At 65.8% G+C, this 15,154-nt stretch carries 14 protein-coding genes; 9 read left to right on the top strand and 5 right to left on the bottom strand.

Annotation, left to right across the window (positions count from 1 at the left end; genetic code table 11):
• Positions 1 to 40 precede the first annotated feature (40 nt).
• The gene (locus AB5K84_RS20190) at positions 41 to 1,405 is read right to left on the bottom strand and encodes an MFS transporter (protein WP_011088030.1); all 1,365 of its coding nucleotides are present in this window, start codon (positions 1,403 to 1,405) and stop codon (positions 41 to 43) included.
• 24 nt (positions 1,406 to 1,429) lie between these two features.
• Complete coding sequence (locus AB5K84_RS20185) at positions 1,430 to 2,197, bottom strand: GntR family transcriptional regulator (RefSeq protein ID WP_110116315.1); 768 nt, start codon at positions 2,195 to 2,197, stop codon at positions 1,430 to 1,432.
• Between the two features lie 174 nt (positions 2,198 to 2,371).
• Between AB5K84_RS20185 and AB5K84_RS20180 the strand changes: the two genes are divergently transcribed.
• Genes AB5K84_RS20180 through AB5K84_RS20170 form a run of 3 tightly spaced genes read left to right on the top strand, consistent with a single transcriptional unit; the run spans position 2,372 to position 5,409 of the window.
• Positions 2,372 to 3,571, top strand: coding sequence for a mandelate racemase/muconate lactonizing enzyme family protein (locus tag AB5K84_RS20180; protein ID WP_038967093.1), 1,200 nt, complete (start codon positions 2,372 to 2,374; stop codon positions 3,569 to 3,571).
• Between the two features lie 12 nt (positions 3,572 to 3,583).
• The gene (locus tag AB5K84_RS20175; protein WP_028171461.1) at positions 3,584 to 4,351 is read left to right on the top strand and encodes an SDR family oxidoreductase; all 768 of its coding nucleotides are present in this window, start codon (positions 3,584 to 3,586) and stop codon (positions 4,349 to 4,351) included.
• A gap of 26 nt (positions 4,352 to 4,377) precedes the next feature.
• On the top strand, positions 4,378 to 5,409 hold the full coding sequence (locus AB5K84_RS20170; protein ID WP_110116316.1) for an L-idonate 5-dehydrogenase: 1,032 nt from the start codon (positions 4,378 to 4,380) through the stop codon (positions 5,407 to 5,409).
• Here the strand turns inward: AB5K84_RS20170 and AB5K84_RS20165 are convergent.
• Positions 5,406 to 6,281: a DUF3280 domain-containing protein gene (locus tag AB5K84_RS20165; RefSeq protein ID WP_162603579.1), complete on the bottom strand. Its 876-nt coding sequence runs from the start codon at positions 6,279 to 6,281 to the stop codon at positions 5,406 to 5,408. The two genes, AB5K84_RS20170 and AB5K84_RS20165, sit on opposite strands and share 4 nt — an antisense overlap.
• A gap of 191 nt (positions 6,282 to 6,472) precedes the next feature.
• Between AB5K84_RS20165 and AB5K84_RS20160 the strand changes: the two genes are divergently transcribed.
• Together AB5K84_RS20160 and AB5K84_RS20155 are read left to right on the top strand one after the other, a co-directional pair.
• The gene (locus AB5K84_RS20160) at positions 6,473 to 7,855 is read left to right on the top strand and encodes a sensor histidine kinase (protein WP_110116318.1); all 1,383 of its coding nucleotides are present in this window, start codon (positions 6,473 to 6,475) and stop codon (positions 7,853 to 7,855) included.
• Positions 7,852 to 8,514, top strand: coding sequence for a response regulator (locus tag AB5K84_RS20155; protein WP_028171458.1), 663 nt, complete (start codon positions 7,852 to 7,854; stop codon positions 8,512 to 8,514). Before AB5K84_RS20160 ends, AB5K84_RS20155 begins: the two co-directional genes overlap by 4 nt.
• Before the next feature lie 32 nt (positions 8,515 to 8,546).
• On the opposite strand, the gene AB5K84_RS20150 is transcribed toward AB5K84_RS20155, so the two are convergent.
• Positions 8,547 to 9,530, bottom strand: coding sequence for a VOC family protein (locus tag AB5K84_RS20150; protein ID WP_162603580.1), 984 nt, complete (start codon positions 9,528 to 9,530; stop codon positions 8,547 to 8,549).
• Between the two features lie 146 nt (positions 9,531 to 9,676).
• On the opposite strand from AB5K84_RS20150, the gene AB5K84_RS20145 reads away from it, so the two are divergent.
• From AB5K84_RS20145 to AB5K84_RS20130, 4 genes are all read left to right on the top strand, one after another.
• Positions 9,677 to 10,468 (top strand): DNA-binding transcriptional regulator, encoded by a 792-nt coding sequence (locus tag AB5K84_RS20145; protein WP_028171456.1) that lies wholly within the window; start codon positions 9,677 to 9,679, stop codon positions 10,466 to 10,468.
• Positions 10,469 to 10,544: 76 nt separating this feature from the next.
• On the top strand, positions 10,545 to 12,053 hold the full coding sequence (gene mhpA, locus AB5K84_RS20140; protein WP_110116319.1) for a bifunctional 3-(3-hydroxy-phenyl)propionate/3-hydroxycinnamic acid hydroxylase MhpA: 1,509 nt from the start codon (positions 10,545 to 10,547) through the stop codon (positions 12,051 to 12,053).
• Positions 12,054 to 12,080: 27 nt separating this feature from the next.
• Positions 12,081 to 12,932 carry a fumarylacetoacetate hydrolase family protein gene (locus AB5K84_RS20135; protein ID WP_110116320.1) on the top strand — a complete coding sequence of 284 codons (852 nt, stop codon included), beginning with the start codon at positions 12,081 to 12,083 and terminating at the stop codon, positions 12,930 to 12,932.
• 46 nt (positions 12,933 to 12,978) lie between these two features.
• Positions 12,979 to 14,190: an ABC transporter substrate-binding protein gene (locus AB5K84_RS20130; protein WP_110116321.1), complete on the top strand. Its 1,212-nt coding sequence runs from the start codon at positions 12,979 to 12,981 to the stop codon at positions 14,188 to 14,190.
• 65 nt (positions 14,191 to 14,255) lie between these two features.
• On the opposite strand, the gene AB5K84_RS20125 is transcribed toward AB5K84_RS20130, so the two are convergent.
• Positions 14,256 to 15,098 (bottom strand): hypothetical protein, encoded by an 843-nt coding sequence (locus tag AB5K84_RS20125; protein WP_028171453.1) that lies wholly within the window; start codon positions 15,096 to 15,098, stop codon positions 14,256 to 14,258.
• Positions 15,099 to 15,154: the final 56 nt, after the last annotated feature.

The raw sequence follows: 15,154 nt of genomic DNA, 5'->3' as shown, positions 1-15,154 counted from the left end.
CCGATCGCGGCCATAACGGCCGCGACCGGGCAGCGCATCCTCAGTCGTTCTCGTAGCCGTACACTTCCGGCAGGATGAAGATGGCGGCGAGCAATCCGATCAGCGGGAAGATCGCGACCATCAGCGTTGCATTCGCCTGCCCGATCGCAGCGAATACCGTCGGGAACAGGAAGATCGCCAGGAACGACGGCAGCTTCACGAACATGTAGGCGAAGCCGCTGGCGGTGCCGCGGTACTTCGGCTTGGCGACCATGGTCGGGATCGTCATGCAGTTCGACGCATCCCAATAATGGCCCCACAGCATCGCGGCGGCCGCGAACGGCAGCAGGATCTTGTTGTCGGTGTAAAGCGCGAAGGCCGCGACCAGCAACGAGGCCATCACGATCGAGAAGCCGGCGATCGCGATGCCGCGGTGGCCGATCTTCGGCGTCAACAGCGGCCCGACCCACCCGGACAGAGCGGCGAAGGAGAACAGCGCCATCGTCACCAGATTGATGCCGAGCACGCTCGACACACCGACCATCACGAACAGCACGGGCAGGTAGAACGCAAAGGTCGAGAACTCGCTCGCCTGGGTGAAACAAGCGATCCAGCCGTAGACCGTGGCGCGCCAGCGGATCGGATCCTTCTTGAGGTCGGCGAGGAACGCACGCGTGCTGGTCTTCGGAACCACCACATCCTGGTCCGGCAGCATGTCGAGATTGTCGTTGAACATCTCGCGCGCGACCTGCTTGGCCTCGCGGTAGCGTCCCTTCTGCACCAGCCACACCGCCGTCTCCGGCACGTCATGACGCATGATCAGGATGATCAGCGCCGGCACCGCGCCAAGGCCGAGCGTCACGCGCCACAGCATCTCGTGCTGCATGTCGATCAGCAGGAAGATCACGATGACGCCGATGGTGAGCACTTCACCGACTGCGAACATGAACTGCCAGCGGTTGCCCATGACCTCGCGCTCACCCTTGGCCATGGATTCCATGATGTAGGTGTAGCCGGTCGAGATATCGGAGCCGAGCGGAATGCCGAGCAGGAAGCGGATCACGACGAGCCAACCGACGGTCGGCACGAAAGCCTGCGCCAGCGCCAGCACGATGAACAGCACCATCGTCACCAGGAACATGACGCGGCGGCCGATCTTGTCGGAGAGCCAGCCGCCGAGCAGCGCGCCGATCAACGCGCCGCCCTGCGTACCGGCGGCGGCAAGACCCAGCATCAGCGGATCGGGATTGTACTGCTCCTTGATGAAGATCAGCACGAAGGCGATCGAATAGAGATCCCAGGCCTCGACGAGGATCGAGGCCATCATCAGCCAGCCGACCTTGTTACCCTTGGGACTGTAGTTCGTGATCAGGTAGCGGACCGCGGCTTCGCTCGCGGTCGGTTGTGGCATCGCCATCGTCGACATTCTTCTTCCTTTCTCCAGAACTCTTTACGCGCCGAGCAGCGGCTCGATGCTGCAATCGAGCAGGCGCGGGTCGATCCCCGTCTCCATGCCCGTGAACATCTCGCCCATGTAGTCGATCAGTGCATCGCTCGCCTTCACGGCGTCATCGACGCGGCGATTGGCGACGGCAGTGAGAATGGCGAGATGATGGTCGATCGTGCCGGAAAGATCGGCCTGGCCCGGCATGAAGCGGTGGTGGATGTAGCCGATGCGGCGGTACAGCGTGTGCAGCGGCCGCAGCGTATGCACCAGGAACGGCTCGCCGGCCGCCTCCAGCACCAGCCCATCGATGCGGCGGTCGATGTGGTTGAATTCGTCGAGGGTCAGGGTGGCGCGGCGCTCGCGCAGCAGGCGCTCGATGTGCAGCGCCTGATTACGGTGCGACAGGCTGGCGCGATCGGCCGCGAGCCGGACGACAAAGCGCTCCATGTCACGGCGCAAGGCCAGCAGCATCCGCTCGCGCGCAAGATCGATCGGCGCGATGTGCAGGCCGTGGCGCGGACGGATGATGATGAGCGTGTCGGCGGACAGACGATTGACGGCGTGATGCACCGGTGTGCGACCGAAGCCGGTGATGTGCTGCAATTCCAGCATCGTCATGAATTGTCCGGGCTTGAGCTCACAGTGGACGAGGAGCTCTTCGATCCTCTGGTACGCCAGCTCGAAGAAGTTGAGCCGGTTGCGCCGGGAGGGCTTGCCCTCGCCGTCGTCCTCGTTTCTCACCACCTCGAGCGCGCGCTTGCGCCGTGCCATGTCGTCCTCCTGTCAGCCGCGCTCTCATTGCTGGGTGGCGCCCTATTTGTGGCACCCTTAAAACATGTTGTGATATATTACAAGCAGGCGTAAGACTTCGGCGCGACCTGCGGCATGCTGCAGTGCGAAATGAGACTTCAGGCGCGAGGCGCCTGTGATGGGAGGATTGTTGCCGTGAAGATCACGTCGATCGAGACGCTGCGCACCGAGGAATTTTCCAACGTCATCTGGGTGCGCGTCCACACCGACACGGGCATGATCGGTCTCGGCGAAACCTTCTATGGCGCGGGCGCGGTCGAAGCGCAGATCCACGATACGTTCGCCGGCCGACTGCTCGGCCGCAATCCCCTGCACATCGAAGCGATCCACCGCGACATGCTGAACCTGCCGATGGCGCAATCCTCGACCGGTGTCGAGTATCGCGCCGCTTCAGCGATCGACATCGCGCTGTGGGATCTGTTCGGCAAGGTCTGCAATCAGCCGGTACACCAGATGCTCGGCGGCCTCTGCCGCGACAAGCAGCGCATCTACAACACCTGCGCCGGCACGCAATATGTCCGCTCCACCAATATCAGCCCGGTCGCGAACTGGAATCTCGGTGCCTCCAAGGGTCCCTATGAGGACCTCGACGGCTTCATGCACCACGCCGACGCGCTCGCCGAAAGCCTTCTGGAGAGCGGCATCTCCGCAATGAAGATCTGGCCGTTCGATCCGGCGGCCCAGGAGAACAAGGGGCTCTACATCACCGCTGCGCAGATGAAACGGGCGATCGAGCCGTTCGAGAAGATCCGCAAGGCCGTCGGCGACAAGATGGAGATCATGGTCGAGCTCCATTCGCTGTGGAACCTGCCGACCGCCAAGCAGATCGCGCGCGCGCTCGAGCCCTACAAGCCGACCTGGTACGAAGACCCGATCCGCATGAACTCGCCGCAGGCGCTCGCCGAATATGCGCGCTCGACCGACGTCTGGGTCTGCGCCAGCGAGACGCTGGGCTCGCGCTTCCCCTACAAGGACATGCTCGACCGCGACGCCATGCATGTGGTGATGGCGGATCTGTGCTGGACCGGCGGCCTCACCGAGGGCCGCAAGATCGCCGCGATGGCCGAAACCTATCACCGGCCTTTTGCTCCTCATGATTGCATCGGCCCGATCGGCTTCATCGCCGCCATCCACATGTCGTTCAGCCAGCCCAACACGCTGATCCAGGAATCGGTGCGCGCCTTCTACAAGGGCTGGTACAATGAGCTCGTCACCACGATGCCTGTTATCAAGGACGGCTATGTCTTCCCGATGGAAGGCCCCGGCCTTGGCGTGGACCTGCTGCCGGCGGTATTCGACCGCAGCGATCTCACCGTGCGCCGCTCCAACGTCTGAGGATTTCTTGAGATGAGCACCGCCCTTTTCGACCTTTCCGGCCGCACCGCACTCGTGACCGGCTCCTCCCGCGGGCTGGGCCGCGCCATCGCCGAGGGCATGGCCAAGGCCGGCGCCAAGATCATTATCAACGGCGTCGATCCCAAGCGCGTCGAGCAGGCCGTCGCCGAATTTCGTACCGCCGGCCACCAGGCGGAAGGTGCTGCGTTCAACGTCACCGACGAACCGGCGATCGTCGCGGCGTTCAATGACTTCGACAAGAAGGGCATTGAGGTCGACATTCTCGTCAACAATGCCGGCATCCAGCACCGCAAGCCGCTGGTCGAGTTCACCACCGACGAATGGCGCAAGGTGATCGAGACTGACCTGACCAGCGCCTTCGTGATCGGCCGCGAGGCCGGCAAGCGCATGATCCCGCGCAAGCGCGGCAAGATCATCAATATCGGCTCGCTCGGCAGCGAGCTCGCACGTCCCACCATCGCGCCCTACACGGCCGCGAAGGGCGGCATCAAGAACCTGACCCGCTCGATGGCGGTGGAATGGGCCCAGCACGGCATCCAGGCCAATGCGATCGGCCCCGGCTACATGCTGACCGACATGAACGAGGCGCTGGTCAACAACACCGATTTCAACAACTGGCTGATGGGCCGCATCCCCTCCAAGCGCTGGGGCAGACCGGACGAGCTGGTCGGCGCGGCGATCTTCCTGGCGTCGGACGCCTCCACTTACGTCAACGGCCAGATCATCTATGTCGACGGCGGCATGATCGCCGCGATGTGATCGCGAAACGCTAAGGGAAAGAGACCATGCGCGCCGTCGTCATTCACGCCCCGAAAGACCTGCGGATCGACAGCTATCCCGATCCGGCACCCGGCCCGGGCGAGGTCCGCGTCAAGATCGCCAATGGCGGCATCTGCGGCTCCGACCTGCACTACTACCATCACGGCGGCTTCGGCGTCGTGCGCATCCAGCAGCCCATGGCGCTGGGCCATGAGATCGCCGGCGTGGTCGCGGCCGTCGGTGACGGCGTCACCAGCGTGAAGCCCGGCACGCGCGTCGCCGTCAATCCGAGCAAGCCGTGCGGCCAGTGCCTGCATTGCCAGGAGGGCATGCGCAACCAGTGCCTCGACATGCGCTTCCTCGGCAGCGCGATGCGCTTTCCCCATGTGCAGGGCGGCTTTCGCGAGTTCCTCACGATCGACGCGACGCAGGCCGTGCCGATCGCGGATAAGCTGTCGCTGGCCGAGGCCGCGGTCGCCGAGCCGCTCGCGGTTTGCCTGCATGCCGGCAAGCAGGCCGGCCCCCTGCTCGGCAAGCGCGTGCTGATCACCGGCTGCGGCCCGATCGGTGCACTGATGATCCTGGTCTCGCGTTTCGGCGGGGCGTCCGAGATCGTGGTGACCGATGTCGCCGACGCGCCGCTGGCAGTGGCCAGAAAGCTCGGCGCCACTCACGCCATCAACGTCGCGACCCATGCCACCGCGCTCGATCCCTGGCGCGCCGGCAAGGGCGTGTTCGATACGCTGTTCGAGGCTTCCGGCAACCAGGCTGCGCTCCGCACGGCGCTCGACGTGCTCAGGCCCGGCGCCACGCTGGTGCAGCTCGGCCTCGGCGGCGAGATGACGCTGCCGATCAACTCCATCGTCGCCAAGGAATTGCAGCTCCGCGGCACCTTCCGCTTCGATCCCGAGTTCGAGCTCGCGGTGCGCCTGATGGGCGAAGGCCTGATCGACGTCAAGCCGCTGATCACGGCCACCATGCCGTTCGAGAACGCGGTCGCCGCCTTCGAGCTTGCCAGCGACCGTTCGCAGTCGATGAAGGTGCAGCTGTCGTTCTAGGGCTTTGCCTGGCTCTCGATCAGCCGGTCGCTGACCAGCCGTACGGCGCCGCGCTTCCAAGAATAGTCCGCGCCCATGCGCAGGCCGCTGTCACCGCGCGCCAGCACCGCCCCGGTCCTGGCATCGCGGAGCTGGAAGCCGAGCGTGTATTCGGTGCGGCTGACCCGCCGCACCACGCCGATCAGCGACTGGTCCGCGCCGAGCTTTTGCGCAATCGCGGCCTCGCAGCCGCCACAGTCGCGCAAGGCACGCGCCTTCACCGCCTCGCCGCTGATATCGACGATACGGTAGCGGCCGGACTGGCCCAGGGCCTCACGCACGCTGCCGGTGACCTCGGCCAGGTATGACGCATCCGAAGCGGCCGAGGCGCCCGCCGAAGCTGCGGTCGTGTCCTCGAGCTCGAAATCGAACACCGCCAGCGCGACCGGCGCCGGCGTGCTGAGCGCGGCCATCACCTCGCGGGAGACAAAAATCTCGGCGCGCTCCCAGGATTCATCATTGTCGCCGCGGAAGGTGTAGAGCTTGTCCATCACGAGCCTCTTCGCGCCGACGTCGATCACGGCGACCTTGGCCCATTGCACCAGCGTGCTCGTCTTCTGGATGCCGCCGATAACCTTGAACGCCGCACCGTCCTGGGCCGATGGTGCCAGCCGGTAGCGACCATCCGCGCCGATATCCCGCCTGAGCGCCGCCATGAACGCCGACAGCCGCCGCTCATGGGCGGCGGTCTGGTTGGCCGGCTCGGCCGACGTATCGGTATAGCTGAAATCGTCCATGGCAACGCCGATGGCCGCCCCGGCACCGGCTGGCGAATAGGCCGCCGGGAGGACGACAAGGAGAAAAGCAGAGCAGATCAACCGGGACAGGTGCATGAGCGGGCCTCGTGTGACGGAGCGGCGCGAAAATCTGGATGGCCGCCTCTCGCCATGCAACCGTGCCCGTCCCGGCGAACGCCGGGAAATTTTCACGACGTTGCACTGCGGTAGAGCACAGCGCTTTCCGCCGCTTGCGTTCTGCCGTTTAATGCGCAGGCGACAAACCCGTTCGCGCCAGGTGCCTGCCGATGTGGAACCGCCCGAGATTCGATCTCAAGGTCCGTCTGACGTTGCGCGTGGCCGCAATATCGGCCGCCTGCTTCGCCGTGATCTCCGCCTATTTCCTTGTCACGGCCGACCGCGAGGCGCATGCGCGCATCGACGGTATCGCCGCCATCGTGGCGAAGTCGCTGGAGCTGCAACAGGGCAAGGTCCAGTGGGTGGCGAACCCGCGCTCGGACTTCCCCAACCTCGACCCCGTATCGGCCTATGTGATGACGCCCGGCCTGTGCCTGGCATTCCGTGGCACGAGCGGCGAGATACTCCAGCGGTTCTGCAGTGGCGCGCCTACTCCGGCAAACCCGCCGCCGCAGGTCTTCGCGGCCTTCTATCGCAGCCTGTTCGACCCCGGCCGTGAGGCAGCGCGGCCAGTGATCGTGCGCGGAGCGAAGCTCGGCGAGACCGTGGTCTCGGTCGATCCGGCCGTGCAGACGGCGGAGGCCTGGCACGAGGCCGGCCGCCTGATGATCGCGCTTGCGATCGCACTGCCGCTGCTCTGCGCGCTGGTCTATGCGGCACTGGCGCGGGCGCTGCGCCCCACCCGCATGATCCGCACCGGCCTCGAGCGGATCGCCGCCAATGACCTCACCGCGCGGCTGCCGCCGTTCGACCTCGCCGAGCTCTCCGCCATCCGCGACGTCTTCAACCATCTCGCCGAAAGCCTCGACACCGCGCTTGCCGAGCGCAGCGAGCTGACGCGAAAGCTGATCGCGCTCCAGGACGAGGAGCGCCGCCATCTCGCGCGCGAGCTGCACGACGAGTTCGGCCAGTCACTGGCCGCCATCCGCGCGCTCGCCGCATCCGCCCGCCAGACCGCCGTGCAGGACTGCCCTTCCCTGCTGTCCGAGTGCGACGGCATCGCGCGGACCGCAACCGGCATGATGGAGATGCTGCGCGGCACGCTGTTCAGGCTGCGTCCGCCCGATGTCGAAGAGCTCGGGCTGGTCGCCAGCCTCGAAGGCCTGGTCGCCGGCTGGAACGGACGCAGCCGCGGCGAAACGCGGTTTGCGATCCGCTTCGACGGCGCCTTCGAGACCCTGCCGGCCGCGATCAGCGCCAGCCTCTATCGCATCGTGCAGGAGGCTCTCACCAACGCCGCCAAGCATGCCGGCGCAACCAAGGTGAGCCTGGAATTGACGATGCGTGCCGACGAGATCGCGCTTGCGATCGACGACGACGGACGGTCGAGCGATCCCGCCGCGAAATCCGGAATGGGCCTGCTCGGCATGCGCGAGCGCGTCGCGGCTCTGCGTGGCAAATTGAGCTTCGAGGCCGGACCGCATGGCGGCACCGCGCTGCGCGTCACCATCCCTGTTGCGGCCGATCGGCCGGTGCTGGAGCGGGCGGCATGAGCGCGGGCGATGCGACCATTCTGCTGGTCGACGACCATTCCGTCGTCCGCGAAGGCTATCGCTCGGTGCTGCAGAAGCAGCCGGGCCTGCGCGTCGTCGCCGAAGCCGCCGACGGCGCGGAGGCCTACCGTCTCTTCAAATCCGAGGCGCCCGACCTCGTCATCATGGATCTGAGCATGCCCGGCATCGGCGGCATCGAGGCTGTCAGGCGGATCAGGCAGTGGGACAAGGGCGCGAGAATCCTCGTCTTCACCATGCACCAGAATGCGGGCTTTGCCGTGCAGGCGATCCGCGCCGGCGCGAGGGGCTATGTCACCAAGACCAGTCCGCCCGAAACGCTGGTGCGCGCGGTGATGGACGTGCTCGCCGGCAGGATCGCCATCAGCCCCGACATCGACCACGAACTCGCACTGAGCCGCATCAGCGGCGAGAGCTCGGCTGCCGACGTCCTCACGCCGCGCGAGTTCGAGGTGCTGCGGCTGCTGCTGGCCGAGGAGTCGACGGAGGAGATCGCCGAGACGCTCCACGTCAGCCCGAAGACGGTGGCAAACCTGCATTCGCTGATCAAGGACAAGCTCGGCGTCGACTCCGACATCGAGCTGGTCCGCCTGGCGCTGCGTCAGGGACTGTTGACGCAGGTCGATCTCGGCAAGGCTTGATCGCCGCTTGCGATATCCCGCTTGGCGGCGGATCATTCGCGCGCGACCACCGCGTCCAGCCATGCGCAGTTCAGCGGCGGCACACGCGGGTCGGCGACGCGCACGCCGCGGGCCGCGGCGTCCAGCCTCATGTCGCGCAGGCGCTTGCGCTGCTCCTCCGGCATGTTGAGCCGCTCGTGGCCCCATAGCGACGGGCCGTCAAAGGTCTCGTGCGGCTGCCAGGTCTCGGGATCGATGACGCGGCCGCCCCAGCCATATTCGATGAAGAAGCCCGAGGGCGTATTCACGTAGAACGAGGTCATGTGGTCGTTGGTGTGCCGCCCCAGCGTATAGGCAATACGGCCGTCATCCAGCTGCGCGAGGTCGTAGCCCTGCCCGACATCGTCGAGGCTGCCGAGCTCGACCATGAAATGATGCAGCGCCTTCCGTCCGGAGCCTACCATCGCAAAGCTGTGGTGGCGGCCGTTGACGTGGAAGAAATAGAGCCCATAGGGCTTGAGCCCGAAATCGGAGACCTGGAAGCCGAGCACGTCGCGGTAGAACGGCAACAGCGGCTCGACGTCCTCGACGTTCAGCACCACGTGCCCCATGCCGAGCGCGCCGGTACGAAAACCCGAGATCGGCCGCCCGGGCTGGAAGGGCTCGCTCGCAAGCTCCGGCTTGCAGAAGGCCTCAAGCCGGTTGCCGGCGGGATCGGCGAACGTGATCAGCTCGGCCACATGGCGTTCGTCGGCGAGCGCGCGCGAGCCGCGCGTCACCTTCACGCTGTGGCTTTCCAGCCGCCCGGCTAACTGATCGAGCTCAGCGGTTGAGGGAACTTCCCATCCCATCACCGCCAACCCGGCATCGCTGCTGCCGTCGACGATCAGCCGCTGCTTGCGATCGTCCATGCGGAAGGCGCGCATCTTGCCGCCGCGATCGACCTGCTGCATGCCGAGCAGCCGGGTTGCCATTTGGCCCCACTGATCGAGCTGGGATGAATTGATCCGGACATAGCCGAGCGCGGTGATTTCCATCGACGTCCTCCCGAGGGCATCGCACCCGCCGCACTGCGGCGAACTTGATACCGGCCGCGCACGCTCCTACGGTGGCGTCCGCAATCGCTTCTCGTTTGCGATGACGATAGTCGCGGAGCGAAACGGCACAAGGGAGGAAATGCGAAGTGTCCAAGGAGCGGACGCGGACCGGAGCGCCGCGGCAGTCGGAGGGCGTCCGCGCCTTCAAGCGTGGGCTGGACGTGCTGCACGAGGTCAACCGGTCCGGCGGCATCCGCGCGGGCGACGTCGCCCGCGCACTCGACCTGCCTCGCCCGACCGTCTATCGCCTGCTCGAGACGTTGGAGGAACTTGGCTATGTCGCCCGCAGCGCCAGCGACGACCGCTTTCGCGTGACCCGGCGCGCGCTCAGTCTCGGCGACGGCTACGATCCCGGCGTGGTGATCTGCCAGGCGGCGGCGCCTTATCTCGCCGAGCTCAGCAAGAACCTCGTCTGGCCGGTCGATCTCTCGACTTACGAGAACGCCGCGATGGTGGTGCAGGAAACCACGCACTCCCGCAGCCCGCTCTCGATCGACCGCGGCATGATCGGCAAGCGCCTGCCGATGTTGCGGACGTCCGCGGGCCGCGCCTATCTCGCCGCCTGTCCTGCGCGCGAGCGCAACCTGATCGTCAATCATCTGCGCCGCATCGACGAGGCCGACGACCGCCCCTTCCTCGACGAAGGCCGCCTCGACCGCATGATCGCCGAGACGCAAGCCCGCGGCTACGCCATCCGCAGCGAGGGCGAGTACAATCCCAAGACGGCCTCGATCGCGGTCCCCATCGTGCGCAACGGCGCCGTGTTCGGCTGCATCTCCATCATCTGGATCCGCTCGGCCCTCGGAATTGAAGAAGCGGTGGCGCAATTTGCGGGACAGCTTCAGGAAACGGCATCGGCCATCCCGGTCGAGGTCTAGCGGGGTCCGTCCGCTGGGCGGACACTTGGCGCGACGGCATTGATGCTGCGGCGCGGCTTGGGGAAGAGATAGCCCCATGCAACATAAGTCCATCCCCGAAGAGTTTGATGTCGTGATCGTCGGCAGCGGCCCGGTTGGCGCCACGTTGGCCAATCTGCTCGGACTGTGCGGCATGCGGACGCTGGTACTGGAGCGCGAGGCGCGGACCTATCACCTGCCGCGCGCGGTGCATTTCGACGACGAATGCATGCGCGTGTTCCAGACCATCGGCCTCGCCGACGCGATCCTGCCGCATGTCATCCTCAGCCCCGGGATGCTCTTTCTCGACGCCGGCGGCCGGATGCTGCTGGACTGGTCGCGCCCGCAGACGCTCACGCCGATGGGATGGAATCTCAGCTATCGCTTCCACCAGCCCGATCTGGAGGACGTGCTGATCCATGGCCTTGCGCGCTGGCCGCATGTCACCCTGCGCAACCGCTGCGACGTGTTCGCGCTGGATCAGGACGAGACTGGCGTGCGCGTCCGCTACGAGGATCTTGCCAACGGGACGCTTGGTGAAGTCCGTGCCGGCTATGTGGTCGGCTGCGACGGTGCCCGCTCTCTGGTGCGCCGCTTCATCGGCTCCGGCATGGACGATCTCGGCTTTCACGAGCGCTGGCTGGTGATCGACGTGCTGCTCAAGCGCGACCGCGATGACCTCGGCGACTACAGCATCCAGCACTGCGACCCCCGGCGGCCGGCGACCTATGTCCGCGGCACCGGCACCCGGCGGCGCTGGGAGATCACGGTGTTGCCGGACGAGGATTCGCAAGATGTGGCGCAGCCGGCCAAGGTCTGGGAACTGCTGTCGCGCTGGATCACGCCCGACGACGCCGAGATCGAGCGCGCCGCTGTCTATACTTTTCATTCCGTGATCGCGCAGCAATGGCGGGGCGGACGGCTGCTGCTCGCGGGCGATTCCGCACACCAGACCCCACCCTTCCTCGGACAGGGCATGTGCGCCGGCATCCGCGATGCCGCCAACCTTGCCTGGAAACTCGGCGCGATCATCCGCGACGGCGCCGCGCCTGATCTGCTGGAGACCTATCAGAGCGAGCGCCAGCCGCATGTGCGGGAGTTCATCGAGCTCGCCATTCGCCTTGGCGGCATCATCAACACCAAAGCGATCGAGGCCGGCCTTGCCGCCGGCGAAGCGCGCGACAACGCGCCCGTGAAACTCGAGGTGAAAAAGCCCCTGCTCGGCCCCGGGCTCGCGCTCGGCGGCCTGCCGCTGGCCGGGCATCTCGCACCGCAGTTCGAGTTGAACGACGGTCGCCGCAGCGATGACCGGACCGGCTACAGCCATGTGCTGCTTGTCGAGAGCGCGGCCGCGCTGCCATCGCATCTTGCCCCGTCGCCGGCCAGGATCGCAATCCTGACCGGCGACGAAGCCCAGGGCGTCGGGCACTGGCTGCGTGAGCACGGCATCATCGCCGCGCTGGTCCGTCCCGACCGCTATGTGGGTGGCACGGCCCGCAACGATTCCGAGTTCGAACGACTCGTCGCCGCCGTTACTCCCCCAACCCGCGTGCCGTCCGCGGCCTGACCGAACCCGCTTTCCAAGGACACTCTCATGAAGCTGCTCTCTTTCATCGTCGACAGCCGCGCCTCTTTCGGGGCCGTCAAGGACAACGGCGTCGTCGATCTCGGCGCGCGCATGGCAGGCTGCACGACACTGCGGCAGCTGCTTGAAGCCGGTCGCGTCGCCGAGGCGGCAAAGCTCGTCGCGTCCGCCGCGCCCGATCATGCCCTCGACAAGGTCAGCTTCGCGCCCGTCATCCCCGATCCCGGCAAGATCATCTGCGTCGGGCTGAACTATCGCGACCATGTCGCTGAAACCGGACGTATCGTCACCGAGAAGCCCGCACTCTTCGTTCGCTTCCCCTGCAGCCAGGTCGGCCATCTCCAGCCGATCGTGAAGCCGAAGGTCAGCGACGATTTCGACTATGAGGGCGAGCTTGCGCTCGTCATCGGCAAGCAAGGCCGGCACATCCCCGCAAACCGCGCGCTCGACCACATCGCCGGCTATTCCTGCTACAACGAAGGCAGCGTCCGCGACTGGCAGCGCCACACCAGCCAGTTCCTCTCCGGCAAGACCTTTGCCGAAAGCGGCAGCTTCGGCCCATGGCTGGTGACGGCGGACGAAATTCCCGATCCGTCAAAGCTGACCTTGCAGACCCGGCTCAACGGCACGGTGGTGCAGGACACCACCACCGATCTCCTGATCACCGCCATCCCCGGGCTGATCGCCTACATCTCGACGATCTGCCCGCTGGTCCCCGGCGACGTCATCGTCACGGGCACGCCCGGCGGCGTCGGCGCAAAGCGCACGCCGCCGTTGTGGATGCGCCCCGGCGACACCGTCGAGGTCGAGATCTCCGGCATCGGAACCTTGCGCAACAAGGTCATCGCCGAACCGGAGTGACCGCCAACGTCGCTCAATCAAAACGACAACAAAATCAGGAAACGCCATGGCCACTCACCGCACGACCTCCGCCGCTATCCTGCTGATCACGCTGGCGCTCGCAGGCACCGCCGCACGCGCCGAGATCAAAGGCGACGCCATCCGGATCGGCGTCCTCACCGACATGAACGGGATTTTCGCCACCGCCATGGGTCCGGGCTCGGTCGAGGCGGCGCGAATGGCGGCGGAGGAGTTCGGCGGCAAGATCAAAGGCAAGCCCATCGAGATTTTGCAGGCCGATCACCAGAACAAGCCGGACCTTGCAGGCTCACTCGCGCGAAAATGGTTCAGCGACGGCGTGCAGGCGATCGCGGACGGTGGCAGCTCGGGCGCGGCGCTCGCGGTGCAGGAGCTGGTGCGCGGCAACGGCAGGATCTTCCTCGTCTCCGGCGCCGGCGCCAACCAGCTCACGGATGAGGCCTGCGCGCCGACCAGCGTGCAATGGACCCAGGACGCCTACTCCACCGCGACTGCCGTGGTCTCCGGCATCATGCAGACCAGCAAGGAGCCTTGGTTCTTCATCACCGGCGACTACGCCTTCGGCCATTCGATCGAGGCGACCGCGCGCGCCCGCATCACCGAGCTTGGCGGCAAGGTTGCTGGCAGCGTTAAAGCCCAGCTCGGCACGCCCGACTACAGCTCGTTCCTGCTCCAGGCGCAGTCCTCGGGCGCAAAGGTCCTGGCGATCAACGTCGCCGGCGACAACGCCACCGCGATCAAGCAGGCCGAAGAATTCGGGCTCGCCGCGCAGGGCATGAAGATCGTGCCGATGTCGTTCCAGAATGTCGACATCGAAGCGGTCGGCCTGAAGGCCACGCGCGGCGACCTTATCGTGACCTCGTTCTTCGAGGATATCTCGCCGGCGGCGCGGAAATTTTCCGATGCGTTCTATGCGCGCCGCAAGGCGATGCCCTCACAGATCCAGGCCGGGGTCTATTCCGCCGTACGCCACTATCTGCAGGCCATCAAGGACACCGATACGGACGACAGCGCGATCGTGATGACCAAGATGAAGGCGACGCCAGTGTCGGATGCCTACACCACCAACGGCCGCATCCGCGAGGACCAGCGCATGGTGCACGATCTCTATCTGGTCCAGGTCAAGACGCCGGAAGAGTCGAAAGGCCCGTGGGATTTCGTCAAGCTGGTCGCGACGATCCCGCCCGACCAGGCCTTCCGCCCGCTCGACCGCAGCAAGTGCAGCCTGGTCGGCAAGTAAAGCGTTTTCAAGCGAAGTGGATACCGGTTCGCGTTAAGAAAACGCGTCAAAATAGGAATCAACCCTCAAGCGAGATAGCGCGTCAGATAGCCTTCCATCGCGTAGAGCGCGCAGAGCGCCAGGCTCGACCACACCGCGGCGCTGAAATACAGGAACATCCAGGTCAGCTCGCCCTTCCAGTGCGCGATGTCGTGGGTCACCACCCAGCGCGTCGAGACGTCATGCAGGCCTTCGAGGAAGCCCAGGAACCTGCCGCCCTCGGCATGCCCTGCCCGCCAGCGGCTGAGATACATCGGCACGTCGACGGTGACGAGGAAGGCGAGGAAGCAGGCGATGCCGACGATGCCGGCGATCAGAGCCCAGCGCACCACGCCCTGGAATTCCGGCATCAGGCGGCACAGCGCGATGCCGGCGAGGAAGAAGGTCACCGCCCACAGCGAATTCTCGATCGCGTTGTAGAGATAGTTGGTGGTCACGACCGCGTACCACGAGAAACACTCCGCGATGATGATCACGGGCACGATCACCCACGCGATGTTCACGGCCGTCTCGGCACCCGTCATGGTGCCGAGCTGATGCAGGATCACCGCCCATTGCGCGGCGAAGCAGACTTCGGCCACCGTCGCGACCGAGCGGCCGACAAAGACGCTCGAGAGCCAGGTGTCGAACAGGCAGATGCGCTGCACGTCGGCGCGCGGCAGGAACGAGCGGAAGGCGCAGCCGAACACATACCCCGCGCAGAGCAGGAACATCAGCCCGATGTCGGAGCCGCCGCCGACGCTGCCCGCAACCGTCGGGTAGAACTCGCGATACAGCATGAACCAGACGAGGATGTTGGCGCTGCTGACGAGCGTGAGCGACCCCCACCACCACGCGAGGGGATTTGACCGCGCCTGCCACTGCAACATGAATCGCTCCGCTGTAATCGATGTGACATCTATTCGTAATAATCCTGTCACAGGAC

This window comes from Bradyrhizobium sp. 1200_D9_N1_1 (genome assembly GCF_052075915.1).
Lineage (GTDB): Bacteria > Pseudomonadota > Alphaproteobacteria > Rhizobiales > Xanthobacteraceae > Bradyrhizobium > Bradyrhizobium diazoefficiens.
This window is presented reverse-complemented; position numbering and strand designations above follow the sequence as displayed.

Bases quoted from the DNA above. Each gene is read 5' to 3' on its own strand.
- AB5K84_RS20190 (WP_011088030.1), bottom strand. From the start codon at position 1,405: ATGTCGACGATGGCGATGCCACAACCGACCGCGAGCGAAGCCGCGGTC.
- AB5K84_RS20185 (WP_110116315.1), bottom strand. From the start codon at position 2,197: ATGGCACGGCGCAAGCGCGCGCTCGAGGTGGTGAGAAACGAGGACGAC.
- AB5K84_RS20175 (WP_028171461.1), top strand. From the start codon at position 3,584: ATGAGCACCGCCCTTTTCGACCTTTCCGGCCGCACCGCACTCGTGACC.
- AB5K84_RS20170 (WP_110116316.1), top strand. From the start codon at position 4,378: ATGCGCGCCGTCGTCATTCACGCCCCGAAAGACCTGCGGATCGACAGC.
- AB5K84_RS20165 (WP_162603579.1), bottom strand. From the start codon at position 6,281: ATGCACCTGTCCCGGTTGATCTGCTCTGCTTTTCTCCTTGTCGTCCTC.
- AB5K84_RS20160 (WP_110116318.1), top strand. From the start codon at position 6,473: ATGTGGAACCGCCCGAGATTCGATCTCAAGGTCCGTCTGACGTTGCGC.
- AB5K84_RS20155 (WP_028171458.1), top strand. From the start codon at position 7,852: ATGAGCGCGGGCGATGCGACCATTCTGCTGGTCGACGACCATTCCGTC.
- AB5K84_RS20150 (WP_162603580.1), bottom strand. From the start codon at position 9,530: ATGGAAATCACCGCGCTCGGCTATGTCCGGATCAATTCATCCCAGCTC.
- mhpA (WP_110116319.1), top strand. From the start codon at position 10,545: ATGCAACATAAGTCCATCCCCGAAGAGTTTGATGTCGTGATCGTCGGC.
- AB5K84_RS20135 (WP_110116320.1), top strand. From the start codon at position 12,081: ATGAAGCTGCTCTCTTTCATCGTCGACAGCCGCGCCTCTTTCGGGGCC.
- AB5K84_RS20130 (WP_110116321.1), top strand. From the start codon at position 12,979: ATGGCCACTCACCGCACGACCTCCGCCGCTATCCTGCTGATCACGCTG.
- AB5K84_RS20125 (WP_028171453.1), bottom strand. From the start codon at position 15,098: ATGTTGCAGTGGCAGGCGCGGTCAAATCCCCTCGCGTGGTGGTGGGGG.